The organism is Pseudomonas sp. HMSC065H01, from assembly GCF_001815235.1.
GTDB classification, from domain to species: Bacteria; Pseudomonadota; Gammaproteobacteria; order Pseudomonadales; family Pseudomonadaceae; genus Pseudomonas; species Pseudomonas aeruginosa.
Map to the genome: position 1 here is coordinate 1 of NZ_KV819837.1, position 26,092 is coordinate 26,092.

Here is a 26,092-nt window from a genome sequence, read left to right on the forward strand (position 1 = left end):
CGACGAAGTCGTAGTCGTAGCGCAGTTGCCAGGAGCGCTCGCCGGCGCTGGTGAAGTTGCGCACCTGGATGTCGTTGACCAACGGGGTGCTGGTGCCGGCGATGTAGAGCATCCCGTCGTCGCCGTACATGCGCTGGTAGCCTGCGCCGAGGCTGTGGCCGCCGCGGGTCGCGCTGAAGAAACCGGTCAGCGCGCGATTCTCCAGTTCACCGAGCTTCGCGGCACCTTCGTCGCGCGTGTCGAAGAGCCCGACGCTGGCGCCCAGGCGCCAGCCGCCGAAGCTCTGCTTGTGGCTCAAGCTGTAGTAGTCCTGCCGGTAGATGTCTTGCAGTCGCGCCTGCCACAGCCCGACCTGGCTGCGCTCGGCATTGAAGCGGTACTCCGCGCCCAGGTAGTCGAAACGGTCGGAGAACGCCCCGCCGCGCCCATCCACCGAGAGGTCCTGGTGGTCGCTGGAGTTGCGCTGGCTGAGCGAACGCATCTGCCCGCCGTGCAGGGTCAGGCCGGCGATTTCCCTGGAGGTCAGCATGCCGCCCTGGAAGGTCTGTGGCAGCAGGCGGCCGTCGTTGCGCAGGAGGATTGGCAGTTCCGGCAGCAGTTCGCCGAGCTTCAGCTCGGTATTCGACAGCTTCAGCTTCGGCGCCACGCCCAGTCGCGCGTAGTCGTCCGCTGCGCGTCCGTCGGCGTGGCGTGGCAGCAGCCCGGAGCCAGCACGATCAGGGCTGCTGTCGAGCTTCAGGCCGAGCTGGCCGATCAGCTCGACGCCGAGGCCCAGGGTGCCCTGGGTATAGCCGGACTTCGCCTGTAGGAGAAAGCCTTGGGCCCACTCCTCCTGTTTCGACTGCGCCGCGCCGGGCTGGCGGAAGTCGCGATTGAAATAGAGATTGCGCAGGCCGAGGCTGACGCTGGCGTCTTCGATAAAGCCCTCGGCGCCGGCGAGCGACGGCAGGCCGGCCAGCAGGACCGGAGCGAGCGAGGCGGATTTCAGCAGGTTCGGAGCGGAACGGGTCATTGTTGTTTTTCCTTTTCCCAGGCCGAAGCGAGCCGTGGAGCGCTGCGGCTCCAGGCGATGTGTCTCTCGTCGAAGGTGCGACGCCTCCTGCCCCGCCGCGACGGTACAGGGAGGCGCCAGGGAGCGCGTTACGAAGGGGCGGCGCTCTGGTTGTCGTGTCGCATGCAGGCGATCAGGCTTTGCGCCTGCCCATCCGGCAGGCGATCTCGAACGCCTGGCGGGTGGCGCCGACGTCGGCCCTTCCCTGCCCGGCGATATCGAAGGCGGTACCGTGGGCCGGCGTAGCGATGGGGATCGGCAGGCCGCCCTGGACGGTTACGCCGCGGGAGAAGCCCATCAGCTTGATCGCGATCTGCCCCTGGTCGTGGTACATGGTCACCACCGCGTCGAAGGCACGGGCGTCGCCCTGCACCTTGAGGAAAATGGTGTCGGCGGGATACGGGCCGTCGGCGGCGATCCCCTGTTCGCGCGCCTTCTGCACCGCCGGAGCGATGATGTCCAGCTCCTCGCGGCCGAAGCTGCCGTTGTCGCCGTTGTGCGGGTTCAGTCAGCAGACGCCGATGCGCGGCCGCGCCAGGCCGCTGCGGCGCAGCGCGTCGTCGATCAGGCGGATCGCCTCCCCTACCCGCTCCTGGCTGAGCAGGCCCGGCACCTCGGCCAGGGCTACGTGGGAGGTCACCCGCGAGGTCCAGAGGTCGTCGAGGACGTTGAACTCGCAGAACGGGCCGCCGAACCCCAGGCGCTCGGCGAACCAGTGCAACTCGTCGCTGTGGTCCATGCCGGCCATGTGCAGCGAGGTCTTGTTCAGCGGGCCGAAGAGGATCGCGTCGGTCCTGCCGCTGCGGGTCAGTTCGAGGGCCAGCGCGAGGGTTTCCAGGCTGTAGCGGCCACCGACGGCGCTCGCTTCGCTGCGTGGGAACTCGTCCCCGCCCTGGCTGAGCCAGGGATGCAGCAGTGGCGTGGCGTCGGCGAAATCCAGGGTCTCCAGCGCGTCGATGCGCCGGTAGGGGAATTCGCAGCCGGCGATGCGCATGCCGCGGCGCATTTCCGCTTCGTCGGCGATCAGCACGATGTGCGCCTTCTCGCGCACCTCGGTGTCGGCCAGCAGGCGGGCGATCAGTTCCGGGCCGATGCCGGCCGGATCGCCCAGGACCATGGCCAGTCGCGGTAGGGATGGAGCGTTCATGGGGAAGTCCTCGGGTCGAGCGACGCCTGCTGCAGGCGCACGGTGTCGGGTACGGTGCGGTAGATGCGCCGCGCGTTGCTATGGAAAAGCCGTTCCTGGTCGGCGTACGGCAGGTCGGCGACGATGCGTTTGAAACCGCCATAGATGTCGTCGAACGAGCCGCACAGGCTGTCCACCGGGAAGTTGCTGGCGAACATCGCCCGCTCGACGCCGAACAGGGCGATGCTTTCGCGGACGATCCAGGCGTTGTCCTCGACGCTCCAGCGCCGGCCGGCCTGGCCGATGCCGGAGATCTTCAACGCCACGTTGGGGCATTCGGCGAAGCGCGCCATGGCCCGTTGCCAGGCGGCCAGCCCCTCCTCGCTGCGATCGGACGGCAGGCCGGCGTGGTTGAGCACGATCAGCGTATCGGGGAAGTCGCGCGCCAGGCATGCGGCCTCGGCGAGGTTCCACCAGGGTGTCTGCAGGTCGAAGTGCAGGCCGTGCCGGGCCAGCTCGGCATAGCCGCGGCGCCAGCGCTCGTCGCTCATCAGGCTGCGCAGCTCGCCGACCTGTTGCGGGCGTTGCGGACCGCCGGGCTTGTGGCGGACGCTGCGGACCCGTGCGAAGCCCGCCTGCGCCGCCAGCACCTCGGCGGCGTCCGGCGCGTCCAGCCAGGCCTGCGCCACCACTGCGTGGGGCGCGCCATGGCGTTCGGCGAGGTGATGCACGAAGCGGGTTTCGCCGAGCGGATCGCGCGGGTCCCACTCGGTTTCCACGTAGACCGTCTCGACCACCCGGTGTGCGCCGACGTCGCCGAAGTAGTCCGCCGGCAGGTAGCGGCGCTTGATCGCGCTGTAGTCGCCGTAGCGGAACGGAATCTTGGCGTCCTCCGCGAGCCAGGGGTGGTAGTTCGCCTGCGGGTCCCAGAAATGATGATGGGCGTCGACGATCGGCCCGTCGTACAGCTCAGCCATGCTTTGCCTCGGTCTTGTCCAGGGAAATCAGCAGGGTGCCGGCGATGAAGGCTGCCGAGCAGAGGGCGAAGAAGCCCAGCACCGCGGCATATCCGCCCAGGTGTTGCAGCAGCAGCCCGACCAGGATCGGCACGGCGATGCCGCCGAGGCTGCCGGCCATGTTCATCACCCCGCCGACCAGGCCGACCCGGGCCGGAGTGGCGAGCAAGGCCGGAAAGCTCCAGTACAGGCTGCCCCACATCAGGAAGAAGGCGGTCAGCGCCAGCAGGGTCACGGCGGCATAGGCATCTTCCAGGCTCGGCAACAGCAGGAAGGCGACCAGCGCCGCGAGGCCCGAGACCGTCAGCAGGCCCTTGGCCGCCAGGCCGCGGCGCACGCCCTTGCGGATCAGCAGGTCGCAGAGGAAGCCGCCGACCAGGGAACCGACGGCGCCGCAGAGGAAGATGACGAAGGTCGCGGCGCCGATACCCTTGATATCGAAGCCGCGCGCCTGCGCCAGGTAGCTAGGACCCCAGGTCAGCAGGCCGAAGAACACCATGGCCCAACTGGCGCGGCCGAGGACGATACCGACCAGGGAGCGGCCGGCGATGCCCAGTCTTCCGCCGGCCTGGCAGTCCGCTTCGGCGAGCGGGGTGGTGCGGTCGGCGTTGATCCGGTCCAGCTCGGCGGCGTTGACCCCGGGATGCTCGGCCGGGTCGTCGCGCAGGTAGTGCCAGGCCAGCCAGGCCATGGCCAGGGTGGCGATGCCGGCGATGAAGAAGGCGCTGCGCCAGGAGCCGAGCACGGCGATCAGGTAGGCGATGACCAGTCCGCCGAGAGCGACGCCCAGCGGCCCTCCGCAGTCCATCAGCACGGCGCCGCGGCTGCGTTCGCTGGAGCCCAGCCACAGCGAGTTGAGCTTGCCGCCGGAGGGGAACAGCGGCGCTTCCGCCGCGCCCAGGGCGACCCGGGCGAACATCAGCGACAGGCCGCCGCTGGCGAAGGCCGCGAGGGTCTGGAAGGCTCCCCAGAGGCCGGTGGACCAGCCGATCACCCGGCGCGGGCCGTAGCGGTCGATCAGCCAGCCGCCGGGAATCTGCAACAGCGCGTAGGCCCAGAAGAAGCTGCTGAGGATCAGCCCCTGCATGCTCGGCGTGAGCTGGAATTCACCGGCGATGGTGGGCATGGCGATGGACAGCGAGACCCGGTCGACCAGGTTGATCACCGTCAGGGCGAAGACGATGGCGAAGATGCGCCAGCGGACGTTGCTGGGTTTTGCGGCAGTGGCCTTGTCCTGGGCAGGATCAGCCTGGAGCACGGCGGTCTGTGCCTGAGCCATGGGTCGTACCTCTTTTATTGTTGTTCTTGTGCTGCGGAACTGGGTTGGCAGGTCCGGCACGCCCACTATCCGGCTTCCCATCGATAACCGTCTAATCAAAGCTGCTCATACGGCCATTTCCTACGGTTATCGCTCCAGGTATCCGACATCCGCTTCCACTCATAACCCCAGGCTATCGGTGTATGCCTTATTTTGAGTGGACGCTTATCGGTGCGCTTCGCACACTCCGCTCTACCCATAACAACAATGACAACCAGAGGTCCTCCATGCGTACCGCATATGCGCGCTCCGTCCCCTCCTTCCTGGCCGCTTGCGCCCTGCTCTGCTGCACCGCCCTGCCCGCCCTGGCGGCTGCCTGGAAACCCGAAGAGAACCTGGAGATCGTCGTCGCCGGCGGTCCCGGTGGCGGCACCGACCAACTCGCCCGCCTGGTCCAGTCGGCGATCAGCCAGAACAAGCTGCTCGACGTCAACACCGTGGTGCTGAACAAGGGCGGCGGCAACGGCGCCGAAGCCTTCCTCGACCTGAAGCTGGCCAAGGGCAACGCGCACAAGCTGGTGATCGGCACCAACAATGTCTACCTGCTGCCGCTGGTGGCCCGGCTGGGCTACCAATGGACCGACCTGACGCCGGTGGCGGCGGTGGCCGAGGACGACTTCATCCTCTGGACCTACCAGGCGGCGCCGTGGGCGGACGCCGCGGCGTTCCTCGCCGATCTGAAGAAGGACGCGACAGGCATGCGCTTCGGCGGCAGCCAGTCGAAGGACGTCGACCAGACTCTAAGCCTGCTGCTCGGCAAGCAGGTCGGCGGCAAGCTGACCTACATCCCCTTCAAGAGCGGCAGCGAGGCGTCCATCCAGTTGGCCGGCAGGCACATCGCCGCCAACCTCAACAACCCGGCGGAAAGCCTCAGCCAGTGGCGCGGCGGCCAGGTCCGGCCGCTCTGCGTGTTCAGCCACGAGCGCATGATCTACACCGCCAAGGTCGCTGCCGAGCAGTCCTGGGCGGACATCCCCACCTGCCACGAGCAGGGCCTGGGCATCGACCAGTACCGCTTCCCGCGCACCGTGTTCCTGCCCGGTGGAGTCAGCGACGAGCAGCGCGCCTTCTACGTCGAGTTGATGCGCAAGGTCAGCCAGACCGCCGAGTTCAGGGACTATGTCGAACGCTCGGCGCTGGCGCCGACCTTCCTCGCTGGCGAAGACCTGGTGAGCTACATCGAGAAGGACCGCCAGCGCGTCATCCCGCTGTTCCAGGAAGCCGGCTGGCTTCGCCAGTAACCCGCGTAGCGCGACCAGGAGACGAACATGTCCAGCTCATCCGATGCGCCGCTGGTCGCCACCCGCTGGGTGGAGATCGGCCTGGCGCTGTTCACCGCCGCGCTCGGCGCGATCGTCATGTACGGCAGCCAGGATATCGGCATCGGCTGGGGCGACAGCGGCCCCGAGGCCGGCTATTTCCCCTTCTACATCGGCCTGCTGCTGAGCGCCGCCAGCCTCGGCAACCTGCTCTTGGCCCTGTGCCGCTGGCGGGCGCTGGGTACCTCGTTCGTCGCCCGCGCGGCCTTTCGCCGGGTGCTTGCGGTGTTCCTGCCGATCGCCGCCTACGTGGCGGCCATGCCGTTCGCCGGGATCTACCTCGCCTCCGCGTTGTTCATCGCCTGGTTCATGTGGCGCGACCGTAGCCGCGACAAACCCTACGGCGTGCCGCTGATCGTCACGCTGTCCTGCGGCGCGGCGCTGGCCAGCTACCTGGTCTTCGCCGTCTGGTTCAAGGTGCCGCTGGATGCCGGAATACTGGTCGACCTCGCGGCCTTCGTCGGGAGCGCCAGGCCATGAGCGAATTCGATTCCCTGATGCAGGGCATGAGCCTGGTCCTCAGCGCCCATCACCTCGGCCTGATGGTGATCGGCGTGCTGCTCGGCATCCTGGTCGGCGTGCTGCCGGGCCTCGGTGCGCCGAACGGGGTGGCGCTGCTGCTGCCGCTGACCTTCAGCATGTCGCCGGTGTCGGCGATCATCCTGCTTTCCTGCATGTATTGGGGCGCGTTGTTCGGCGGCTCGATCACCTCGATCCTGTTCAACATCCCCGGCGAGCCGTCGTCGGTGGCCACCACCTTCGACGGCTACCCGATGGCGCGCAACGGCCAGGCCGGCGAAGCGCTGACCGCCGCCTTCACCTCGGCGCTCCTCGGGGCGCTGGTCGGCGTGCTGCTGCTGACCTTCCTGTCCACCCATATCGCTCGCTTCGCCCTGGCGTTCAGCTCGCCCGAGTTCTTCGCCGTCTACCTGCTGGCGTTCTGCACCTTCATCGGCATGAGCCGCAACCCGCCATTGAAGACCCTGGTGGCGATGACCATCGGTTTCGCCATGGCCGCCGTGGGCATGGATACCGTGTCCGGCGACCTGCGCCTGACCTTCGACCAGCCCTGGCTGCTTTCCGGGCTGAGTTTCGAGGTGGCGGTGATCGGCCTGTTCGGCATCGGCGAGATCCTCTGCACGGTGGAGGAAGGACTGGTGTTTCGCGGCGAGCGCGCACGCATCACGCCGATGGTGATCCTGCGTACCTGGGCCAGGCTGCCGCGCTACTGGCTGACCTGGCTGCGCAGCGCGCTGGTCGGCTGCTGGATGGGCGTCACTCCGGGCGGCCCCACCGCCGCCTCGTTCATGAGCTACAGCCTGGCGCGGCGCTTCTCGAAGAACCGCGAGAACTTCGGCAAGGGCGAGGTGGAAGGCGTGATCGCTCCGGAGACAGCCGACCATAGCGCCGGCACCAGCGCCCTGCTGCCGATGCTGACGCTCGGCATCCCCGGCTCGGCGACCGCCGCGGTGATGCTCGGTGGCCTGATGATCTGGGGGCTGCATCCCGGGCCGACGCTGTTCGTCGAACAGCACGACTTCGTCTGGGGCCTGATCGCCAGCATGTACCTGGGCAACGTGGTCAGCCTGATCGTGGTACTGGCGACCGTGCCGCTGTTCGCCTCGATCCTGCGGATTCCGTTCGCCATCGTCGCACCGATCATCGTCATGGTCTGCGCCATCGGCGCCTACTCGGTGCACAACGCCATGCTCGACGTGGTCCTGATGCTGCTGTTCGGCGCGCTCGGCTACCTGTTCAAGAAACTCGGCTACCCCATCGCCCCGCTGGTGCTCGCCGCGGTGCTCGGCGACAAGGCCGAGGACGCGTTCCGCCAGTCGATGCTGTTCTCCGACGGGCAACTCTCGGTGTTCTGGTCCAACCCGCTGGTGGCCAGCCTGACCGGCGCGGCGCTGGCGATGCTGCTCTGGCCGTTGCTGGCGCGGTGCGCCGGGGCGCTGTTCCGGCGTGGCCGGCGGAGTCTCCGGCATGCCGCCTGAGCCTGCGTCTGGCGGCGGGGTGGATTTCTTGTCACCCTGGGTCTCCCCGCCGCCAGCGAGATACGCCATGTCCCGGATTCCCGACGCCAGCATCATCCACAGCCGCCTGCGCCTGCGCCAGTTGCGCCTGATGCTGGCCCTGGAGGAACTCGGCTCGCTGCGCCGCGCCGCCGACGAGATCGGCATGACCCAGCCGGCGGCGACCAAGATGCTCCACGAGGCCGAAGACCTGCTCGGCGTCGAGTTGTTCGAGCGTTTGCCGCGCGGCATGCGCGCGACGCCTTTCGGCGAGACGCTGATCTATTACTCGCGGATGATCTTCGCCGAGCTGTCCGGGATGCGCGAGGAACTGGTCGCGCTGGAATCCGGCAACCTCGGCCGGGTCACCGTCGGAGCGATCCCGGCGCTGGCCTCGAGCCTGCTGACGCGCACCATCGCCACCCTGAAGCAGAGTCATCCACGGCTGTCGATGAGCATCCAGGTGGACACCAGCGACGTGCTGGTCCAGGCCCTGCAACAGGACCAGCTGGACGTGGTGCTCGGACGCATCCCCAGCGGCGCGCGCACCGACGACCTGGTGTTCGACAGCCTCGGCGAGGAAGAACTCTGCGTGGTGGTCGGCGCGCAGAACCCGTTGTCGCAGGCACGCAAGCTGGACTGGGGCGAGTTGCAGGAGCTGACCTGGGTGTTGCAGCAGCACCCCAGCCCGATGCGCGGGATCGTCAACCAGGCCTTCCACAATGCGCGCATCGACCTGCCGAGCAGTATCGTCGAGACCACCTCGATCATGACCCTGCTCTCCCTGCTGCAACAGACCGACATGATCGGCATCACTCCACGCTCGGTGATCGAGGACTACCCGGGCAAGCACCTGCTGGCGATCCTGCCGATCCAGCTGGAGCCGCGCCTGCCGCCCTACGGCCTGATCACCCGACGCAACCGGGTCCACTCCTCGGCCATGCAGACCTTCATGGCCAGCGTACATGCCGAACAGGCGCGGCACCTGGCGAAGTGAGCGGCACTAGCACAAATGAGCTAATAGCCGCGAGCCGGCTGGACCTCTAACATCCTGCGGCATTTCAACGGAGTGAATGCCATGCCCTCGATCAAGCCCTTCGGTCTCGCCCTGCTCGTCCTCGGTCTCAGCGCCTGCGCCTCCCTCGGTCAGTCGGGGAATCGCGACAACGAGGTCAAGGTCGCCGCGCAGAAGCTCATCGGCCAGCCCGCCGGCAAGGCCTTCGAACTGTTCGGCAAGCCCGACCAGGGCCTCGGCCCTTCGTCCTACGGTAGCGGCGGCTTCTACGCCTGGAACCGCGTGCGGACCCACATGGGGCCGGACAAGGTCTTCATACAGACCGGCACCGAGTACGTCGGCCAGCGCGAGACCTGGGTCGGCGTCGGTGGCCAGGGGGTCGCCGGCATGGCGCCGGTGAGTAGCGAGGCGGTCTATCGCAAGACCGGCTACTACGAGAACGAGACCATCCTCGACTATTTCTGCAGCATCACCCTGTACACCGACAGCCGGGACATCATCACCAACGCCAGTGTGATCGACTGCCGGGACAGCCGCTGACGGGGCCGCCGGGCCCCGGCCTTCCTTCTCGACGACGAACCCCCGACGCGGAAGCCCTGCGGACAATGGCGTTACGCTATCGTTTTTTATTTCCTTGAATCCTTGTTTTCATACCTCTTATTTCGTCTGGAAATAAGATAGATCGATTCATTCTTTTCTCCCGACCCTTGGCCCCTGCCAAACTCCCTTCGCCACGGGATACCCCCGCGCCGACATGGCGGCATTCCCATCCGGAATGTCCGCCCCACATTGCAAGGCCCTGATCGTCGATCGCGGCCGACAAGGAGCTGGAACTTTCATGAAGAAACTCCCCGCCATCACCGCCCTCGCCCTCGCCCTGATCTCCGGCCTGGCCCAGGCCGACCGCCTGGAGGACATCCGCAAGGCCGGCGTATTGCGCGTCGCGTCCTTCGACAGCAACCCGCCGTTCGGCTTCGTCGACGCCAAGAGCAAGCAGATCGAAGGCCTCGACGTCGACTATGCCAAGGCCCTGGCCGACAAGCTGGGCGTCCGGCTGCAAGTGCTGCCGACCAACCCGGCCAACCGCATCCCGCTGCTGACGGCGAACAAGGTCGACCTGGTCCTGGCCAACTTCACCATCACCCCGGAGCGTGCGCAGCAGGTGGACTTCAGCATCCCCTACTTCTCCTCCGGACAGCAGTTCATCGTCAAGAAAGGCACCCTGACCTCGCCGGAAGTCCTCAACAAGTGGCGGGTCGGCGTGGACAAGGGCACGGTCAACGAAGGCGTGCTGCGCGAGAAGTTCCCCGGCGCCAAGGTCATCGCCTACGACGACACGCCCTTCGCTTTCACCGCCCTGCGCAACGGCCAGGTCCAGGCCATCACCCAGGACGGTCCGAAGCTGATCGGCCTGCTGGCCAACGTGCCCGACCGCGACAAGTACGAAGTGCCGCCCTTCACCATTTCCAACGACCTGATCGGCGTCGGTATTCCCAAGGGCGAGAAGGCCCTGACCGAGTTCGTCGACAAGAGCCTGCGCGAGCTGGAGCAGGACGGCCAGGCGCAGAAGATCTACGACACCTGGTTCGGTCCGCAGACCAAGACCCCGCTGGCGCGCCTGTACAAGATCGGCGACAAGAGCTGAGCGGCCCGCTTCGCCCGCACGACCCGCGCGCCTCACTTCGCTGAGGCGCGTTTTTCGTTCTACCCGACGGAATCCCGCACATGTTCGGCGAACTTCTCGCCCCGCAGTACCTGCGCTGGTTGCTCGACGGCTTCCTGCTGACCCTCGGTCTTGCCCTGCTCAGTTGCCTGCTCGCCACCCTGATCGGCGCCCCCCTGGCCATCGCCCGGCTGTCGCGCCGGCGCCTGCTGTCCTGGCCGGCGCGCGCCTACCTGGCGCTGTTCCGCAATACCCCGCTGCTGGTGCAGCTGTTCTTCTGGTACTTCGGCGTTCCCGCGCTGCTGCCGGAGGCGCTGGTGAGCTGGCTGAACACGCCGCACGAGACGCCCTTGCTCGACTGGCCGTCCTTCGAGTTCCTCGCCGGTGCCTGGGGGCTGACCCTCTATACCTCGGCTTTCGTCGCCGAGGAGTTCCGCGCCGGCATCGCCTCGGTACGCCCCGAGCAGCGCGCCGCCGGCCTCGCCCTGGGGCTGACCCAGCGCCAGGTATGGCGCGTGGTGGTGCTGCCGCAGGCCCTGCGCACGGCTCTGCCGCCGCTGCTCGGGCAGTACATGAATGCGCTGAAGAACTCCTCGCTGGCGATGGCCATCGGCCTGGCCGAGCTGTCCTACGCTTCGCGCCAGGTGGAAACCGAGACCTTCAAGACCTTCCAGGCCTTCGGTATCGCCACCCTTCTCTACATCGGCGCCATCGCCCTGATCGAAGCTTTCGGCCAGGCGTTGCAGCAGACCCGCCGCTACCGCCAGGGAGGTGCCTGAGATGGATTTCTCGGTCATCTCGGACAACCTGTCCTACCTGCTGCTCGGCGCCTACCCGGACGGCCCGCTCGGCGGAGCGGCGCTGACCCTGCTGCTGGCGTCGCTCTCCGGACTGGCTTCGGCGGTGCTCGGCCTGGTCCTCGGCGTGGCCCTCGCGGTGCTGCCCGGCAAGCCGCGCCTGCTGCTGGTGGCGCTGCTCGGCTTCTTCCGCGCGATCCCGGTGCTGATGCTGATCTTCTGGACCTACTTCCTGCTGCCGATCGTCTTCCATGTCGACGTACCGGCGCTGGCCACCGTGGTCTGCGCGCTGTCGCTGATCGGCGGCGCCTACCTCGCCCACTCGGTGTACGCCGGCATCCACAGCCTCCCCGCCGGGCAGTGGGCGGCCGCCCGCGCGCTCGGACTGCGGCCGTGGCAGGTATTGCGCCTGGTGATCCTGCCGCAGGCGCTGCCGGTGATGCTGCCATCCTTCCTCAACCAGTGGGTGTCGCTGATCAAGGACACTTCCCTGGCCTACGTGATCGGCGTCGGCGAGCTGTCCTTCGTCGCCACCCAGGTGAGCAACCGGGTGATGGTCCACCCGACGGAGATCTTCCTGTTCGTCGCCCTGCTCTACTTCCTGCTCTGCACCAGCCTCGACCTGGCCGCCGCGTTCCTCGCCCGCCGCCGGCGGGCCTGAGCGGCGGCCGGTGGCTCAGGCGTCGCCGCGCGCCCGCGCGTAGTCGACCAGGTCGCCGAGGTAATGCGGCGAGGCGCGCAGGACGCCATCGTCCCAGCCGTAGAGCACGCCCAGCGCCGACACCTCCATGGCCCACCAGCCCCAGGCGTAGGGGCCGGTCAGGCGGCGGGTCTTCTTCTGCGCCTTGGGGGAAAGCTGGAAGAACTCCCGGTACTGGCTTTGCAGGTAAGGCGCCAGCGCCTGGGCGTCGCTGCCGTCCGCCTCTTCGAAGAACGCCCGCAACTGTCCGAACGGCCGTGGATGGAAGGTTTCCTCGCTGGCGGAAGTCAGGCCGAGGGCGGCCGCGCCGAGATAGTCGAGCAGGCGGTCGGTATCGAACTGCAGGACCTCCTCGACCAGCGCCGGGATGAGCTCCTGGGCATCGAGCAGCACGCCCATGGCGAGCAGTTGCAGCGCGAACGGATACTGGCCTGTGCGCGGCGCCAGGGCCGGCGCCGTCTCGAAGTCGACCTCGCCCTGCTCGCGCAGGCTGTCGCGGGCGGCGCCGAGCAGCCGGCTGTAGTCCAGCCACAGCGCGGCGGTCTCCAGGTAGATGGAGCGCAGTTCGGCGCCGGCCAGGCCCCGGTCGATGGCCTTGAGCAGCAGCGTACTGGCGTTTTCCGCGGCCTGGCCCCAGGCCCAGGCGTTTTCCAGGGCTGCGTGCCCTTGCGCGGCGAACGGCTGGCGATAGCCGTGGCTCCGGGAAAACCTGTCGAGCGCGGCGATCAGTTCGCGCCAGTCGGCTTTCCAGTCGGCGAGGTCGATGTTCCTTCGCGGCGCCCGGTCGGTGCGGGCCAGGTTGCGCCATAGCGGCAGGGCTTCGGCGAGTCGGTTGTCCAGGGTGAGGGGGAATGCGTGCATGGCGGCCTGTGGTGATCGCGGCCGTTTCCGGCCGTTCCGTGCGATCCGGAGTGCGGCCGTCCAGGCCGCATCCGGTATGGACGGCCGATGCTAGCGCAGCGTGGTGCCCCGCGGAAGGTCCGTTCTAGCGGCCCGCCGGCTGGTTCCGGTAGTAGTCGAGGAAGGCCTCCAGCGGCAGTGCCTTGCCGAAATGCCAGCCCTGGCCGAGGGCCTCGGGCGAGCGGCGCAGCACGTGGTCGGCCTGGGCCTGTGTCTCGATCCCTTCGACGACCACGCCGATCTCCAGGTGCTCGGCCATCGAGCAGAGCTTGTCGAAGATCAGTTCGACGGCGCTGCTGTCGCCGATGGACTGAGTGAAGACCTTGTCGATCTTGATCGCGTCTACCGGCAGGTTGGCCAGGTAGACCAGGTTCGAATGACCGGTGCCGAAATCGTCCACGTAGATCTTCAGGCCGAGTTCGCGCAGGCGGTTCATCCCGGCCAGCAGGCAGCCCTGGGCCTCGGTGGTGCGCTCGGTCAGTTCCAGCGCGACCTGTTCCGGGCGCACGCTTTCCCTGGCCATCTGGCGCATGGCGAAATCGATGAAACCGGGGTCGGCGATGTCCTTGCCGGTGACGTTGACGCTGACGTAGAAGCTCCGCTGCTCCCTCAGCAACGGCCCGAGCTGCTTCAGGGCGCGGCGGAAGACGAAACGGGTCAGCAGTTCGATGTCGCCGCTCTCCTCCAGGGCGCCGATGAAGACATCCGGGGAAACCCGCCCCAGGCTGCTATCGGTCCAGCGCGCCAGGGCCTCGACCCCGGCGCAGCGGCCGCTGGCCAGGCGCACGATGGGCTGGTAGTGCACCTCCAGGGCCTCGCGCTTCAACGCGCGCAGCAGCCTGGCCGGCAGTTTTTCGTCGTTGAGGAAGCCGAACAGGTAGCTGAGCAGCAGCATGACGCCGAACAACAGCCCGCCGCCGATCGCCGCGGCCATGGCCGCGCGTCCGGGCTCGGTGCCAAGCAGGCCGCGTTCGCGGAGAAGGGAGACCACGCAGATGTCCTGCGTCGGGTCGCACAGGCTTATCTGCCGGGCGCCGATGAAGCGCGGCCAGCCGGGCCGGCCGAGCGCCTCGAGGGGCTGGTCGTCGTCCCAGGCGAAACGGTGGTAGATGTAGTCGCCGCCACTGCTGACGGCCGCCGCCGAGATGCCCGGGTCCGGGTGGTCGACATCGAAATAGGCGTGCGGGGCAATGAATACGACGGCGTTGCCGCGACTGACCAGTCCGGTGGGCAACGCCTGCAACGGCAGGGGCATGCCCTCCGTCCAGAAGCGGGTGCCGGCGGCATCTACCCGGTCGGGCGCGGACAATCCCCAGGGCGCGCGCAGCCGGCCCCGGACGCCCGTGCACATGACCCGGTCGCCGCTGATCCTGCCAACGTCGCTCATGAAGCGCGACTCGAGCACGATGGAACGCAGCATTTCCAGGTCCCGGTCGCTGCAGGCCGGCGCGCTGCCGGCGTTCATCTCGCGGAGCATCTGGTCCGCCGCGGAGGAAATCTCCAGTGCCCGCTCCAGCGCCCTCTCGGTGTACGAGCGCAGGTGCGCGCCGTCGTGCTGGCGATCCAGTTCGTTGATGACGAAGATCCCACAGACACCGCCCACCAGGGTGGTGGTGAGCAGTATCGGCAGGATGCGTCGCCAGTTGATCCGGCCTTCTGCAGCCGTTCCACGCTCGGACATACCTTCTTCCGCCTAATGAATCCATGGAAAGCACGCCAGATTGCCGAACAGCTTCACGGGCCCTGCCGGGCCGTGCGCAGAACCTTTTCAGATTTGTCCCGATCGTGACAACGCTACCTTCGCCAGCGCCGTCCAGTCCGATTCCCCGTCGCCATGGGCGATGGCTTCGAGCAACACGTCGTGCAACAGGCTGGCCAGCGGCAGCGGCACGTTGTGGCGCTTGCCGGCGGACAGCGCCAGGTCGACATCCTTCAACCCGAGGACCAGGCGGAACCTGGCCGGTGTGAAACGCTGCTCGACGATCTGCGGGCCGTAGTTGCGATAGACAGGCGCATCGAAAAGCGTCGAGGACATGAGCTCCATGAACCGGCCGGGCTCGACGCCCAGGCGCTTCACCAGGGCGACGCTTTCGCCCATGCTTTCGATGGCGCTGGCGATCATGAAGTTACCAGAGATCTTCACCGCCATTGCCCCGCGCGGGTCTTTTCCGAAAAACCATGTCTTCTGTCCCATAATTTCCAGCAGCGCCTTGACTTGCTCGATGGCTTCCTCCGGACCGCCGACGACGATGTTCAGCTTGCCGGCCTCCGCCACGTCGGTGCGGCCGAACACCGGCGCGGCGACGAACGCGAGGCCCTGGCGCTGGTGCTCCTGGTCGAGCGCCTCGACGCAATCGAGCGACAGGGTCGACATGCTCAGGTGGATGAGACCCGGCCTCGCCCGTTCGAGCGCGCCGCTGTCGAGCAGCACGCCGCGAATCGCCTGGTCGTCCGCCAGCATGCTGATGACCACGTCGAGGCCGAACAGCTCGCCGACCTCCTCCGCCCTGGCAGCGCCCAGCGCCACCAGGGGCTCGCAGGCCGCCGCGGAACGGTTCCACACCGTCACTTCGAGTCCCGCCTGCACCAGGCGGGTGGCCATGGCGGCGCCCATGCCGCCCAGGCCCAGAAATCCGACTTTCATCCGTTTCACTCCTCATGGGGTCTTGTAGGTTCCGGATCTACCGGAGACAGGCTGGCCGCTGGCAGTTCCTCGAGGAGGAACACCTGGCGGTCCGCCAGGAGATCGGCGACGGCATCGGCCATCGCCCTGTAGTGCGGCATCCGTCGGTGCCGCTCGATGGCGTCGCGGTCGGCCCAGCGCTCGACGAAGACGAAGCGCCCGGCCTCGTCGAGGCTCCGGTGCAGGACATAGGACAGGCAGCCGTCCTCGGCCCGCGACGGCTGCACGCAGGCCAGCAGCAGCCGCTCGACCTCCGCCGCCCTGCCCTCGCGCGCCTGCAACAGCGCTACCACACGGACCGCCTGGTTCATGCGTCGGCTCCGACGCGCACCACCAGCTTGCCGAAATTGCGTCCCTGGAGCAGGCCGAAGAAGGCCTCGGGGGCATTCTCCAGGCCGTCGACCCGCTCTTCGCGGTACTGGATGAGGCCGTCGGCGAACCACTTCGACATGTCGCGCTGGAATTCATCGTAGCGATGGCCGTAGTCGTCGAAGATGATGAAGCCCTGCACCTTGATGCGCTTGCGCAGGATCGTGCCCATCAGCGCCGGCAAGCGGTCCGGCCCGGGTGGCAGCTCGGTGTCGTTGTAGTGGGCGACGATGCCGCAGACCGGGATCCGGGCCTTGGCGTTGAGCAGCGGGAAGACGGCGTCGAAGACCTTGCCGCCGACGTTCTCGTAATAGATGTCGATGCCGTCCGGGCAGGCCTCGGCCAGTCGTTCGGCGAAGTCCGCGGCATGGTGGTCGAGGCAGGCATCGAAGCCGAGCACCTGCACGGCGTGGCGGCATTTTTCCGCACCGCCGGCGACGCCGACCACTCGGCAGCCCTTGAGCTTGCCGATCTGTCCGACGGTGGCGCCGACCGGCCCGGTGGCGGCGGCCACCACCAGGGTCTCGCCGGCCTGGGGCTTGCCGATGTCGAGCAGGCCCATGTAGGCGGTGAAGCCGGGCATGCCGAGCAGGCCCAGGGCGTAGGACGGATGCTCCGGCGACTCGCCCAGGCGCGCCAGGCCGCTGCCGTCGGATAGCGCGTAGTCCTGCCAGCCGTTGGCCGAGAGCACCCAGTCGCCGACCTTGAACCCGGGATGGTTCGAGGCTTCCACCCGGCTGACCGTGCCGCCGACCATGACCGCGCCGAGTTCCACCGGCGGCGCGTAGGACGGCGCGTCGCTCATCCGTCCGCGCATGTAGGGATCGAGCGACAGGTAGACGGTGCGCAGCAGCACCTGGCCCGCGCCGGGCTCAGGAAGCGGAACCTGCTCGATGCGGAAGTTATCCCGGGTCGGGGCGCCGTGGGGGCGCGAGGCGAGGACGATGCGGCGGTTGACCTGCGTGGATTGGGACATTTCCAGACTCCTCTGTCTGACGAACGTGGCGAACGGCTCATACCGTGCGCCGGGCAAATTAGACCAGTCAACTACTGACGGGTCGAAAAAACACCCGCCTCTCGCGGGGCGGGTATTTCCTGGCGGAACCTCAGATTTCCAGCAGGCTGCGGGTGGTCTGCATGGCTGTTTCCAGCGGTCCTGGGCTGCGGTGCAGCTTGCTCAGCAGGCTCGCGCCGAGCCACAACTGGTACAGCGCGCTGGCCATGTGCCGGGCATCGCAGGGCGCGAGGGAGCCGTCGTCGCGGCCCTGCCCGAGGCAGCCGACCAGGCGTTCGATGATCCCGTCGGAGCCGTCGCGCAGGGTGATGCGCATGCTTTCCGAAAGGTCCGCGACCTCGGCGCTGAGCTTGACCACCAGGCAGCGCTGCTCGTCGCAGGGCGGGCAGGCGTTGTCCAGCCACTTCTGCCAGTAGCTCATCAGTCGTTCGCGGGCATTCAGCCCTGGCGCGGAGAAGCGTTGGTCCATGTCCGCCAGGTAGACGCGGAAGTAGTCCTCCAGCAGGGCCTGGCCGAACTGTTCCTTGGATTTGAAGTAATGGTAGAACGAGCCCTTGGGAACGCCCGCGCTCTGCAGGATTTCGTTGAGGCCGACTCCGGAGAAGCCTTTGACCGCCATGATCCGGTATCCGGTATCGAGCAGATGCTGGCGGGTGTCGTCGTAGCTGGTTTTCATGGGGCGCACGGTAGCTTGAATTAGACCAGTCGTCTAGAAATAATTCGAAGCCATGAGTATAGCGCCGACGGCAACTGCGCCGCTGTCGGGAACCGTGCGGAACGGACGCCGGTCCGGCGCCCGCCCCGCTCCGCGGATTTACCCCTCGCGGACCTAGCAGGCCGCGACCGCCACGGCGGCAGGCTCCGGCTGGAAGCGCGCGGCGAGGAACGGCGCGATGTCCAGCGGCAGCGTCTCTTCGTGGACCAGCCGGTCGAGCAGCACCCCGGTGATCGCCGACGTGAGGATGCCGGTGCGGAAATGCCCGCAGGCATTCAGGTAGCCCTCCACTTCAGCCACCGGACCGAGAATCGGCAGTTCGTCCGGCGAGCCCGGGCGCAGGCCGGCCCAGGTGCGCTTGAGGTTGACCTGTTGCAGCTCCGGCACGCAACGCACCGCGCCCTGCACCAGGCCGGCGATTTCCGGGAAGGTGTTGCTGACGTCGAAGCCCTTGTCCTCGGTGGTGCTGCCGATCAGGATCTCGCCATTGTCCTTCTGCGCCATGTAGCAGTCGCTGGTGGTCAGGCAACCGTTCAGCAGTCGTGGCATGCGCTCGGTGAGGACGATCTGGCCCTTCACCGGCTTCACCGGGATGCGCCGGCCGGTGGCCATTTCGCTGAGTTCCGCGGCCCAGGCGCCGGCGGCGTTGATCAGGGTCCGGCAATGCAGCACCCCGGCATTGTCCGTGCGCACCCCGCTGATCCGCCGGCCCTGGCGCAGCACGCCGGTGACGTTGGTTCCCGGCAACAGCTCGACGCCGTTCTGGCGCGCCGCCTCCAGGTAGGCGTCGGCCAGGCGGAACGGGCTGACCTGGTGGTCGCAGAGGAATTCCAGCGCGCCGTGGGCCGCGTGGCTGACCGCCGGCTCGGCACGACGCAGTTCCTCGCGGTCCAGCCAGCGCACCTGCTCGGCCAGATGCGGGATCTGCGCCACGATGTGCTCGGCGTACTGGCGATCCTCGTCGTCCTGGATCACGTATTTCAGCCCGGTGCGCTCGAACTTGAAGTCCATTCCGTGGCGTTCGATCAGTTCTCGGTGCAGTTCCGGGTACAGCGCGTTGGATTGCAGGGCGAGGTCGAAGAACGCCGGCGGCAGGATGTGCGGCGTGCTCGCGTCCACCGCCACCGCCGCGCCCTGGGCCTCGCGCCGGTTGCGGGAGGACATCATGCGGAAGAAGATCACCCCGCAGCCCAGTCCCACCGATTCGCCGATGGCCCAGAGGCCGCCGGCCGAGGCGCGGGTGGCGTTGCCCGGTCGCTTGTCGTCGACCACGGCGATGCGCAGGTTGCCGCGCCTGGACAGTTGGTAGGCGCAGGACGCGCCGATCACGCCGCCGCCGGCAATCACGATGTCATAGGTTCTGTTCATGTTCAGGCTTCCGTACCGAGGTTCTGGAATGCGGAAAACGGGATCGGATCGATCGGGAAACGCGGCCGCAGCCAGCCGACGTCGTGGCGTCCGGTGGCGCGGCGCAGGCGATCGCTGCAGTAGCCGATGCACATCCGCCCCTGGCAGTCGCCCATGCCGGCGCGGGTGCGCATCTTCAGCCCGGCGATGTCCTGCACGCCCTGTTCGAGCGCGCGCTCGATGTCGCCACGGGTGACCTGTTCGCAGCGGCAGATCACCGTATCGGCCCGCGCCAGTTCGACCTGGCGGGCGCCGCGCTGGGTGTAGCGCTCGACTCCGGCGCGGAAGCGCTTGATCGCCTCCAGGCGGGCGAGATGGGATTCTCGGCGTTCGATGGCCTCGGCGGGCGCGATGGCCTCGCGTTGCAGGAGGATCGACAAGGCCGCGATGCGCCCGCCGATCATCGCCGCCTCGCCGCCGCGGATACCCGCCATGTCGCCGGCCAGGTGGATGTGCGGTTGGCTGCTCTGCTGCCAGACGTTGCATTCCGCGCGCAGGTATCCGTCGTCGCTGAAGCCGTGCTCCAGACCCAACTGCTGGCTGAGCTGGGTGCGTGGGATGAAGCCATAGCCGACCGCCAGGGTGCTGGCCTTCACCGGTCGCGCGTTTTCCAGGTCGGGCCGCCACTCTTCGTCGTAGGGCGCTACCGTCACTTCCGTCAGTTCCCCCTCGCCGCTGGCCTCCACCACGCCCCAGCCATAGTGCAGCGGAATGCCGTTGAGCTTGAGATAGCCGAGCATGCTCAGGCCGTCGAGGAACAGTTGCGGCTTGTTCAGCAGCGCCAGGCTTTCCCTGGCCATGCGGCCGAACGCGCAGGCCTCGTAGACCCCGGCGACACGTACCCCGGCCGCATGCAGCTGGCAGGCCACCAGTGGCAGCAGCGGGCCGCTGCCGGCGATCAGGGTATCGCCCAGGGGCTTCACCACGCCGCTCTTGATCTGCAATTGCAGGCCGCCGAGGAGCATCACCCCGGGCAGGGTCCAGCCGGGGAACGGCACGCTGCGCTCATGGCAGCCGGTGGCCAGGAGCAGGTGCGAATACTCCACCTCGTGCAGCTGTTCCGCCTCGTCGAGGACCATCAGGCGCTGGCCGTCGCCACCGACCACGCGGCTGTTCAGGCGCAGGTCGATGTGCCCGGCGCAGGCGGAGAAATCGCGCCGCAGTTTTTCCAGCATCCGGGTGTAGCGCGCGCCGAGGTAGGCCGGATCGACGCCGGCCCGCAAGGGGCCGCGATAGACCACCCCGCCGGGACGCGAGGCCTCGTCGAAGAGGACGCAGGGGACCCCGCGCCTGGCCAGCTCGATGGCTGCGGCCATGCCGGCCGAGCCGCCGCCGACGATCACCGGGCGCAGGTTCATGACCGTTCCTCCTGGTCGAAGCGGTTACTTTCGGTTTCCACCCGCATGCCCGGCCGGACGACGGTCTGGCAGGCGCGGCGCTTGGGCCGGCCGTCGATGGCGACCAGGCAGCAGTGGCATACGCCCATGCCGCAGAAGGCGCCGCTGGCCTGGCCATGGTCGTTGCGCGCGAGCCGGCGCAGGCCCACGGCATTGAGCACGTTGAGCACGGTCTCACCGGCAGCCGCCGCGACGGGCTGGCCATTGAGGTGGATGGTCATGTCTGCCCGCGAGAGGGGCTGGATATCGTGTTGACGTTCAAGAAGGTGCATTGCCCTTTCATCCGTGAGAGAGAGTCGGGAGCCGGCGACACTAGGAGTCGGGCCGGGCGCGGACATTGATCCATGACAGGTGGGTATCTTCCCCTGCCAATTCTGGTAGGTGGGGTGCAGGCGTTCGCGCGGAAAAGTCGAACCCGCGCCTACCCCAGGGTGCCAAGCAGCAAAGCCGGCTCACCCGTGGAGGCCCCATGCTGCAATCCTTCCAGCCGCCCTGGTGGAAACGCGCGGTGATCTACCAGGTCTACCCGCGTTCGTTCACCGACAGCGACGGCGACCTGCCCGGCCTGGTCGCGCGCCTGGACCACCTGCGCCGCCTTGGCGGCGACGCCCTCTGGCCGTCACCGGTGTATCGCTCGCCCGACCCCGGCGCTGCCGCCGCAGATCGCCACCACCCGTCGTTCCGTCATGTCCGACTCAGTGCGCGCGGGCCACGCCGCGCAAGAGGTTGGCGCTGAGCTTGTCGGCGTTGCAGGTCGCGATGTTGGCCAGCGAGACGATGCCTACCAGGCGCTTGTTGCGATCCATTACCGGCAAGCGGCGCTTCTCCAGTTGCGCCATGTTCTTCGCCACATGGTCCACTTCCTCGTCCTCGAAGCAGTAGCGCAGTTCCCCGCTCATCACCTCGCGCACCGGGCGGTCGGCTCCGAGTCCATCGGCGAGGCCGCGCACCGCCAGGTCGCGGTCGGTGACCACGCCGGTCAGGCGCTCGCCCTCGTTGACCAGCAAGGCGCCGACATCGGCTTGGCGCATCAGCAGCGCCGCCTCGCCGAGGGTGGTCTGGGGGGTGACGGTACGTACTTCGCGACTCATGATTTCACGGACTTTCATCGTTCTGTCTCCTTCTTCCGGCGCGCCGTTTTCGGCGCGGCTCTCCCTGCTTGTGAATCGCCCGCATACGGGGAGTTCGAAGTTTCTTCCCGGCGTCGCAGCCATCTACCTAGCGCTCGCGCGGGCAGCGTGCGGAAAACAAAAAATTTGTCCGCGTTTTCTGATATCTCGCCGCTGCCCGGATTCTTATTCTCGACTCCTTCTTTGGCATATGCGGGAAAACGAACCATGCGTATCGACGGTCATCGTCAGGTGGTTTCTAACGCAACGGCACAGCCCGGACCGCTACTGCGCCCTGCGGATATGCAGGCACGGGCTCTACAGGACCTGTTCGATGCGCAGGGGGTGGGGGTTTCCGTCGAACATGCCTTGCGCATGCAGGCGGTGGCCAGGCAGACGAATACCGTCTTTGGCATTCGCCCGGTTGAAAGAATCGTCACCACGCTGATCGAAGAGGGTTTCCCGACCAAGGGCTTCTCGGTGAAGGGGAAAAGCTCGAACTGGGGTCCGCAGGCGGGGTTCATCTGTGTCGACCAGCATCTCAGCAAGCGGGAAAACCGCGACACGGCGGAAATACGCAAGCTGAACCTGGCTGTGGCGAAGGGAATGGATGGCGGAGCCTATACCCAGACCGACCTGCGGATCTCTCGGCAACGCCTTGCGGAGCTGGTGCGGAATTTCGGCCTGGTGGCAGACGGTGTCGGGCCGGTTCGCCTCCTGACCGCGCAGGGCCCCAGCGGCAAACGCTATGAGTTCGAGGCCCGCCAGCAGCCGGACGGTCTCTACAGGATCAGCCGCCTGGGGCGGTCGGAAGCGGTGCAGGTACTGGCCAGCCCGGCTTGCGGGCTGGCGATGACTGCCGATTATGACCTCTTCCTGGTAGCGCCCTCGATCGAGGCGCATGGCAGTGGTGGTCTCGATGCAAGAAGGAATACCGCGGTCAGATACACCCCCCTCGGTGCAAAGGATCCCCTGAGCGAGGACGGATTCTATGGCAGGGAGGATATGGCCAGGGGAAACATCACTCCGCGCACGCGGCAACTGGTGGACGCCCTCAATGACTGCCTGGGCCGGGGGGAGCACAGGGAGATGTTTCACCACAGCGACGATGCGGGCAACCCAGGCTCCCATATGGGTGACAACTTCCCGGCCACCTTCTACCTTCCCCGGGCCATGGAGCATCGGCTCGGAGAAGAGTCCGTTCGCTTCGACGAGGTCTGCGTGGTGGCGGATCGGAAGAGCTTTTCCTTGCTGGTCGAGTGCATCAAGGGCAACGGCTATCACTTCACCGCCCATCCCGACTGGAACGTGCCGCTGCGGCCCAGCTTCCAGGAGGCGCTCGACTTTTTCCAACGTAAGGTCTGATGCGCGAAGGTCGTTGGCAAAGCCCGCTTTCCCCGGCGGCATGGGCATCCTGCCGCCTGTTCGAACGGGACTTTCCGAAGCCCCGGACCGGCTCTCTTCGGCCGATGTGAAAACGGCGCATCCCGTTGGGGATGCGCCGTACGCTTCAGCGGTTCGGCACGGTCAGGACGAGCGTCCGCCGCCGTGGCTGTGCTGGCCACCCTTGCGTCCTGCCTCGGAGGCCTTTTCCCGATCGTTGGCGAAGTTCCCGCCGCTCTGCTGGCCGCCCTTGCGGCCCGCCTCGGCGGCTCTTTCCGGGTCATTGGCGAAATTGCCTCCGCTCTGCTGGCCACCCTTGCGCCCGGCTTCGGCGGCGCGCTGCGGGTCATTGGCGAAGTTGCCGCCGCTGGCCTGGCCACCCTTGTGGCCGATCTCCTGGTAGAACTCCTTGCCGTGGCTCCTGGAGGTAGCTGCGCCGCCTTTCTGCCCGGCTTCGCTGGTGCTCATGCCTTGTCGTTTGTCGGTCATGCTCGTGTCCTCCTCTCGAGGGTTGAAAGGGATGCGGCGTTTTTCGCCGCGTGCACTTACTCCGAAGGCTTGCGCGATGGATCGTTCAAACTCTTTGCGGGCGCCCTGGGACGAAAAAATCATTAGCCGATCCAAGGCCTTCCGCTTGCCGGAATATGCTGGGCGGCGCGGGAAACTAAGAATGGATACTCCACTGGCAGGCGGCAGCGGGTATAGGTGAATCGTCCACCGTATGGATCAGTCCGCAAGCCAGGGCGTCTTCCGGACCGAGGATGCGCGGATAGGCCATCAGGTAGCGCGGGATGTCCAGGCGTTCCGGCGCATCACGGGTGTTCTCGGCGACGATCCGGGCGTAAAGCTCCAGGTCGTAGTCGAGGCTCATCGCATATTCCGCCATCCGCGCATGGTCCACCGCGCCATGCAGGGTCCAGTGGAAAGGATGGAACAGGAACTTGCTGTGGGCACTGGCGCTGCGTCGCTCGCCGGCGAGGAACAGGATGTTGCCCATCGACTCGACGGTACCCAGGTTGTGGGTATGTATCGGCACCGGCAGCGCGCGCAGGAAGTTGTACAGGGTAAAGCCGTAGCTGCATTCCCCGCCCATGGTGGCGATGTTGATCCGCAACTCCTCGGCCTCCTGTTGCAGGACCTTGGCGCAAGTGTTGATCAGATTGCCGCAGGTGGACGAATTGATCGGCCCGGTGAAATGGATGATGTGCTGCTTGGACATGCTCGCCTCTCTTTCCGTATCGGTTCCTCGACGGTCTGCAATGCTTTCCCTACAGAGGATTGCCGTACGTCCGCCGTGAGCCATCGTCGCGACGAATGGCACCCAGGGAGCGAGGGCCTGCGTTCCTCGCCGGCCTCCACGACTCAACGTGGTGCAGTGGCCTCCGGGGGCCGGTATCGAGCGCCACCCATCCCGCCGAATGAACTCCGGTGCTGCTGCGCACGCCCCACCTGCACGACCCACAGCCAGGAGCAATGCCATGCGCGCCCTCACCTTCCACGGCAGCCACGATGTCCGTATCGATCGGGTTGCCGAACCGCGCCTGCAGGAACCCGACGACCTGCTGCTTCGCGTGACCGCCACCGCCATCTGCGGCTCCGACCTGCATCTCTACCGGGGCAAGATCCCGATGGTCGAGCAGGGCGACATCCTCGGCCACGAGTTCATGGGCGTCGTCGAGGAAGTCGGCTCGGCCGTGACCGCGGTGCGTCCGGGCGACCGGGTGGTGGTGCCCTTCGTCATCGCCTGCGGCGAGTGCTTCTTCTGCCGCCTGAACCTGCACGCCGCCTGCGAGACCACCAACCCGGGGCGCGGCGCGATCCTCAACAAGAAGCAGATTCCGCCGGGCGCGGCGCTCTATGGCTACAGCCACCTGTACGGCGGCGTGCCGGGTGGCCAGGCCGAATACGTTCGGGTGCCCAAGGCCAACAGCGGGCCTTTCGTGATTCCCGACGTAATGGAAGACGAACGCGTGCTGTTCCTCAGCGACATCCTCCCCACCGGCTACCAGGCGGTGCGCAATGCCGGCGTCCGCCAGGGCAGTAGCGTGGCGATCTACGGCGCCGGCCCGGTCGGCCTGATGGCCGCCGCCTGCGCGCGGATGTTGGGCGCCGAGCGGATCTTCATCGTCGACCACCATCCCTACCGGCTGGACTTCGCCGCGCGCACCTACGGTGCGATTCCCATCGACTTCGACCAGGAGGACGATCCCGCCGCGGCGATCATCGAGCGCACCGACGGGCACCGCGGCGTCGACGCGGTGATCGACGCGGTGGGCTTCGAGGCCAAGGGCAGCGTCACCGAAACCGTGCTCACCGCGCTCAAGCTCGAAGCCAGCAGCGGCAAGGCACTACGCCAGTGCATCGCGGCTGTCCGGCGGGGTGGCACGGTGAGCGTGCCGGGCGTGTATGCCGGCTTCATCCATGGCTTCCTGTTCGGCGATGCCTTCGACAAGGGCTTGACCTTCAAGATGGGCCAGACCCATGTACAGGCACTGCTGCCGGCCTTGCTCGAACACATCGGCAACGGCGACCTGCATCCCGAGGCGATCATCAGCCACCGCCTGCGTCTGGACGACGCACCGGAGGGCTACGCCCTGTTCGACGAAAAACGCGAGGATTGCCGCAAGGTCGTCCTGCGCCCATGAGCCATCACGGCGCGGCGGTTCAGTCGTCGCGCCGTCGCTCCTCGCCGCATCCGCACTGGCGCTCTTCCTCGGCGGCGACGCTTTCTGGCGTCTCGCCGTCCTGCTCGCCCATGTGCTGGTAGCGCTGACGCAGTTCGCGAAGGGTATCGGCGTCCAGGTCGTCCAGACCGAGCAGCGCATTGTGGGCACGTCGGGTGCTGCGCAACAGTTCGTCGATCTTGATATGCAGCGCGTCGGTATCGCGGTTCTGGGTGTTCTGGATGAGGAAGACCATGAGGAAGGTGACAATGGTGGTCGAGGTATTGATCACCAGTTGCCAGGTATCGTTGAAGTCGAAGAGCGGCCCGCTGATCGCCCACAACAGGATCAATCCGAGGGCAACGACGAAGGTTGGCGGGCGGCCGGCCCAGTTGGACAGGCGTTGGGCGAAACGGGAAAAACTCATGGCG

The 26,092-nt window shown here is 67.1% G+C and carries 27 protein-coding genes and 1 pseudogene; 11 read left to right on the forward strand and 17 right to left on the reverse strand.

Going from position 1 to position 26,092, the window contains the following annotated elements:
- The 4 genes and pseudogenes from HMPREF3014_RS03365 to HMPREF3014_RS03380 all read right to left on the reverse strand — a co-directional run.
- A partial coding sequence (locus HMPREF3014_RS03365; RefSeq protein WP_049299015.1) for an OprD family porin occupies window positions 1–1,012 on the reverse strand: 1,012 nt, incomplete at its 3' end.
- A 172-nt stretch (window positions 1,013–1,184) separates the two neighbouring features.
- A pseudogene (locus HMPREF3014_RS03370) lies at window positions 1,185–2,198 on the reverse strand (4-hydroxythreonine-4-phosphate dehydrogenase PdxA).
- Window positions 2,195–3,154 (reverse strand): amidohydrolase family protein, encoded by a 960-nt coding sequence (locus HMPREF3014_RS03375; protein ID WP_003159110.1) that lies wholly within the window; start codon window positions 3,152–3,154, stop codon window positions 2,195–2,197. Before HMPREF3014_RS03375 ends, HMPREF3014_RS03370 begins: the two are co-directional and overlap by 4 nt.
- The gene (locus HMPREF3014_RS03380; protein WP_003113698.1) at window positions 3,147–4,472 is read right to left on the reverse strand and encodes an MFS transporter; all 1,326 of its coding nucleotides are present in this window, start codon (window positions 4,470–4,472) and stop codon (window positions 3,147–3,149) included. The genes HMPREF3014_RS03375 and HMPREF3014_RS03380 overlap by 8 nt, the downstream gene beginning before the upstream one ends.
- Window positions 4,473–4,738: 266 nt before the next feature.
- On the opposite strand from HMPREF3014_RS03380, the gene HMPREF3014_RS03385 reads away from it, so the two are divergent.
- From HMPREF3014_RS03385 to HMPREF3014_RS03420, 8 genes are all read left to right on the forward strand, one after another.
- Window positions 4,739–5,752, forward strand: coding sequence for a Bug family tripartite tricarboxylate transporter substrate binding protein (locus HMPREF3014_RS03385; protein ID WP_003089055.1), 1,014 nt, complete (start codon window positions 4,739–4,741; stop codon window positions 5,750–5,752).
- 27 nt (window positions 5,753–5,779) lie between these two features.
- On the forward strand, window positions 5,780–6,310 hold the full coding sequence (locus HMPREF3014_RS03390) for a tripartite tricarboxylate transporter TctB family protein (protein WP_003160233.1): 531 nt from the start codon (window positions 5,780–5,782) through the stop codon (window positions 6,308–6,310).
- Window positions 6,307–7,827 carry a tripartite tricarboxylate transporter permease gene (locus tag HMPREF3014_RS03395; RefSeq protein WP_003089051.1) on the forward strand — a complete coding sequence of 507 codons (1,521 nt, stop codon included), beginning with the start codon at window positions 6,307–6,309 and terminating at the stop codon, window positions 7,825–7,827. The genes HMPREF3014_RS03390 and HMPREF3014_RS03395 overlap by 4 nt, the downstream gene beginning before the upstream one ends.
- Window positions 7,828–7,894: 67 nt before the next feature.
- Window positions 7,895–8,842: a LysR family transcriptional regulator gene (locus HMPREF3014_RS03400; protein ID WP_003089050.1), complete on the forward strand. Its 948-nt coding sequence runs from the start codon at window positions 7,895–7,897 to the stop codon at window positions 8,840–8,842.
- A gap of 81 nt (window positions 8,843–8,923) precedes the next feature.
- Window positions 8,924–9,400 carry a hypothetical protein gene (locus HMPREF3014_RS03405; RefSeq protein WP_003089049.1) on the forward strand — a complete coding sequence of 159 codons (477 nt, stop codon included), beginning with the start codon at window positions 8,924–8,926 and terminating at the stop codon, window positions 9,398–9,400.
- A gap of 298 nt (window positions 9,401–9,698) precedes the next feature.
- A complete protein-coding gene (locus HMPREF3014_RS03410) occupies window positions 9,699–10,505 on the forward strand; it encodes an ABC transporter substrate-binding protein (protein ID WP_003089047.1) in 807 nt (268 codons plus the stop codon).
- Window positions 10,506–10,585: 80 nt separating this feature from the next.
- A complete protein-coding gene (locus tag HMPREF3014_RS03415; RefSeq protein WP_003089046.1) occupies window positions 10,586–11,302 on the forward strand; it encodes an amino acid ABC transporter permease in 717 nt (238 codons plus the stop codon).
- A gap of 1 nt (window position 11,303) precedes the next feature.
- Window positions 11,304–11,981, forward strand: coding sequence for an amino acid ABC transporter permease (locus HMPREF3014_RS03420; RefSeq protein WP_003113694.1), 678 nt, complete (start codon window positions 11,304–11,306; stop codon window positions 11,979–11,981).
- A gap of 15 nt (window positions 11,982–11,996) precedes the next feature.
- Here the strand turns inward: HMPREF3014_RS03420 and HMPREF3014_RS03425 are convergent, their stop codons facing one another.
- From HMPREF3014_RS03425 to hcnA, 9 genes are all read right to left on the reverse strand, one after another.
- A complete protein-coding gene (locus tag HMPREF3014_RS03425) occupies window positions 11,997–12,881 on the reverse strand; it encodes a DUF1911 domain-containing protein (RefSeq protein WP_003113693.1) in 885 nt (294 codons plus the stop codon).
- Between the two features lie 124 nt (window positions 12,882–13,005).
- Entirely contained in the window at window positions 13,006–14,601 is a 1,596-nt protein-coding gene (locus HMPREF3014_RS03430; protein WP_003116964.1) for an EAL domain-containing protein, read from the reverse strand.
- Between the two features lie 87 nt (window positions 14,602–14,688).
- The gene (locus HMPREF3014_RS03435) at window positions 14,689–15,564 is read right to left on the reverse strand and encodes an NAD(P)-dependent oxidoreductase (RefSeq protein ID WP_003116965.1); all 876 of its coding nucleotides are present in this window, start codon (window positions 15,562–15,564) and stop codon (window positions 14,689–14,691) included.
- 5 nt (window positions 15,565–15,569) lie between these two features.
- Window positions 15,570–15,914 carry a putative quinol monooxygenase gene (locus HMPREF3014_RS03440; protein ID WP_003113690.1) on the reverse strand — a complete coding sequence of 115 codons (345 nt, stop codon included), beginning with the start codon at window positions 15,912–15,914 and terminating at the stop codon, window positions 15,570–15,572.
- The gene (locus HMPREF3014_RS03445; RefSeq protein ID WP_003113689.1) at window positions 15,911–16,948 is read right to left on the reverse strand and encodes an NADP-dependent oxidoreductase; all 1,038 of its coding nucleotides are present in this window, start codon (window positions 16,946–16,948) and stop codon (window positions 15,911–15,913) included. The genes HMPREF3014_RS03440 and HMPREF3014_RS03445 overlap by 4 nt, the downstream gene beginning before the upstream one ends.
- Before the next feature lie 130 nt (window positions 16,949–17,078).
- The gene (locus HMPREF3014_RS03450) at window positions 17,079–17,663 is read right to left on the reverse strand and encodes a TetR/AcrR family transcriptional regulator (protein WP_003113688.1); all 585 of its coding nucleotides are present in this window, start codon (window positions 17,661–17,663) and stop codon (window positions 17,079–17,081) included.
- 153 nt (window positions 17,664–17,816) lie between these two features.
- Window positions 17,817–19,070, reverse strand: coding sequence for a cyanide-forming glycine dehydrogenase subunit HcnC (hcnC, locus tag HMPREF3014_RS03455; RefSeq protein ID WP_003113686.1), 1,254 nt, complete (start codon window positions 19,068–19,070; stop codon window positions 17,817–17,819).
- Between the two features lie 2 nt (window positions 19,071–19,072).
- Window positions 19,073–20,467, reverse strand: coding sequence for a cyanide-forming glycine dehydrogenase subunit HcnB (gene hcnB / locus HMPREF3014_RS03460; RefSeq protein ID WP_003144254.1), 1,395 nt, complete (start codon window positions 20,465–20,467; stop codon window positions 19,073–19,075).
- Window positions 20,464–20,778 carry a cyanide-forming glycine dehydrogenase subunit HcnA gene (gene hcnA / locus HMPREF3014_RS03465; RefSeq protein WP_023087529.1) on the reverse strand — a complete coding sequence of 105 codons (315 nt, stop codon included), beginning with the start codon at window positions 20,776–20,778 and terminating at the stop codon, window positions 20,464–20,466. Before hcnA ends, hcnB begins: the two co-directional genes overlap by 4 nt.
- 197 nt (window positions 20,779–20,975) lie before the next feature.
- On the opposite strand from hcnA, the gene HMPREF3014_RS35305 reads away from it, so the two are divergent.
- Window positions 20,976–21,242 (forward strand): alpha-amylase family glycosyl hydrolase, encoded by a 267-nt coding sequence (locus tag HMPREF3014_RS35305; protein WP_003147575.1) that lies wholly within the window; start codon window positions 20,976–20,978, stop codon window positions 21,240–21,242.
- On the opposite strand, the gene HMPREF3014_RS03475 is transcribed toward HMPREF3014_RS35305, so the two are convergent.
- A complete protein-coding gene (locus tag HMPREF3014_RS03475) occupies window positions 21,202–21,615 on the reverse strand; it encodes a CBS domain-containing protein (RefSeq protein ID WP_023087530.1) in 414 nt (137 codons plus the stop codon). The genes HMPREF3014_RS35305 and HMPREF3014_RS03475 overlap by 41 nt on opposite strands.
- Before the next feature lie 228 nt (window positions 21,616–21,843).
- Between HMPREF3014_RS03475 and exoY the strand changes: the two genes are divergently transcribed.
- Complete coding sequence (gene exoY, locus HMPREF3014_RS03480; protein WP_023087531.1) at window positions 21,844–22,980, forward strand: type III secretion system adenylate cyclase effector ExoY; 1,137 nt, start codon at window positions 21,844–21,846, stop codon at window positions 22,978–22,980.
- 162 nt (window positions 22,981–23,142) lie between these two features.
- Here the strand turns inward: exoY and HMPREF3014_RS03485 are convergent, their stop codons facing one another.
- Both HMPREF3014_RS03485 and HMPREF3014_RS03490 read right to left on the reverse strand, forming a co-directional pair.
- Window positions 23,143–23,487 carry a con-10 family general stress protein gene (locus HMPREF3014_RS03485; RefSeq protein WP_003113680.1) on the reverse strand — a complete coding sequence of 115 codons (345 nt, stop codon included), beginning with the start codon at window positions 23,485–23,487 and terminating at the stop codon, window positions 23,143–23,145.
- Window positions 23,488–23,662: 175 nt separating this feature from the next.
- Window positions 23,663–24,217, reverse strand: a complete 555-nt coding sequence (locus tag HMPREF3014_RS03490) for a ClpP family protease (protein WP_003113679.1) — start codon at window positions 24,215–24,217, stop codon at window positions 23,663–23,665.
- Between the two features lie 259 nt (window positions 24,218–24,476).
- Here HMPREF3014_RS03490 and HMPREF3014_RS03495 point away from each other — a divergent pair, with 259 nt between their 5' ends.
- Window positions 24,477–25,643, forward strand: coding sequence for a zinc-dependent alcohol dehydrogenase (locus tag HMPREF3014_RS03495; RefSeq protein WP_003120175.1), 1,167 nt, complete (start codon window positions 24,477–24,479; stop codon window positions 25,641–25,643).
- Window positions 25,644–25,662: 19 nt separating this feature from the next.
- Here the strand turns inward: HMPREF3014_RS03495 and HMPREF3014_RS03500 are convergent, their stop codons facing one another.
- Window positions 25,663–26,088: a low affinity iron permease family protein gene (locus HMPREF3014_RS03500; protein WP_010794157.1), complete on the reverse strand. Its 426-nt coding sequence runs from the start codon at window positions 26,086–26,088 to the stop codon at window positions 25,663–25,665.
- Between the last annotated feature and the right edge of the window lie 4 nt (window positions 26,089–26,092).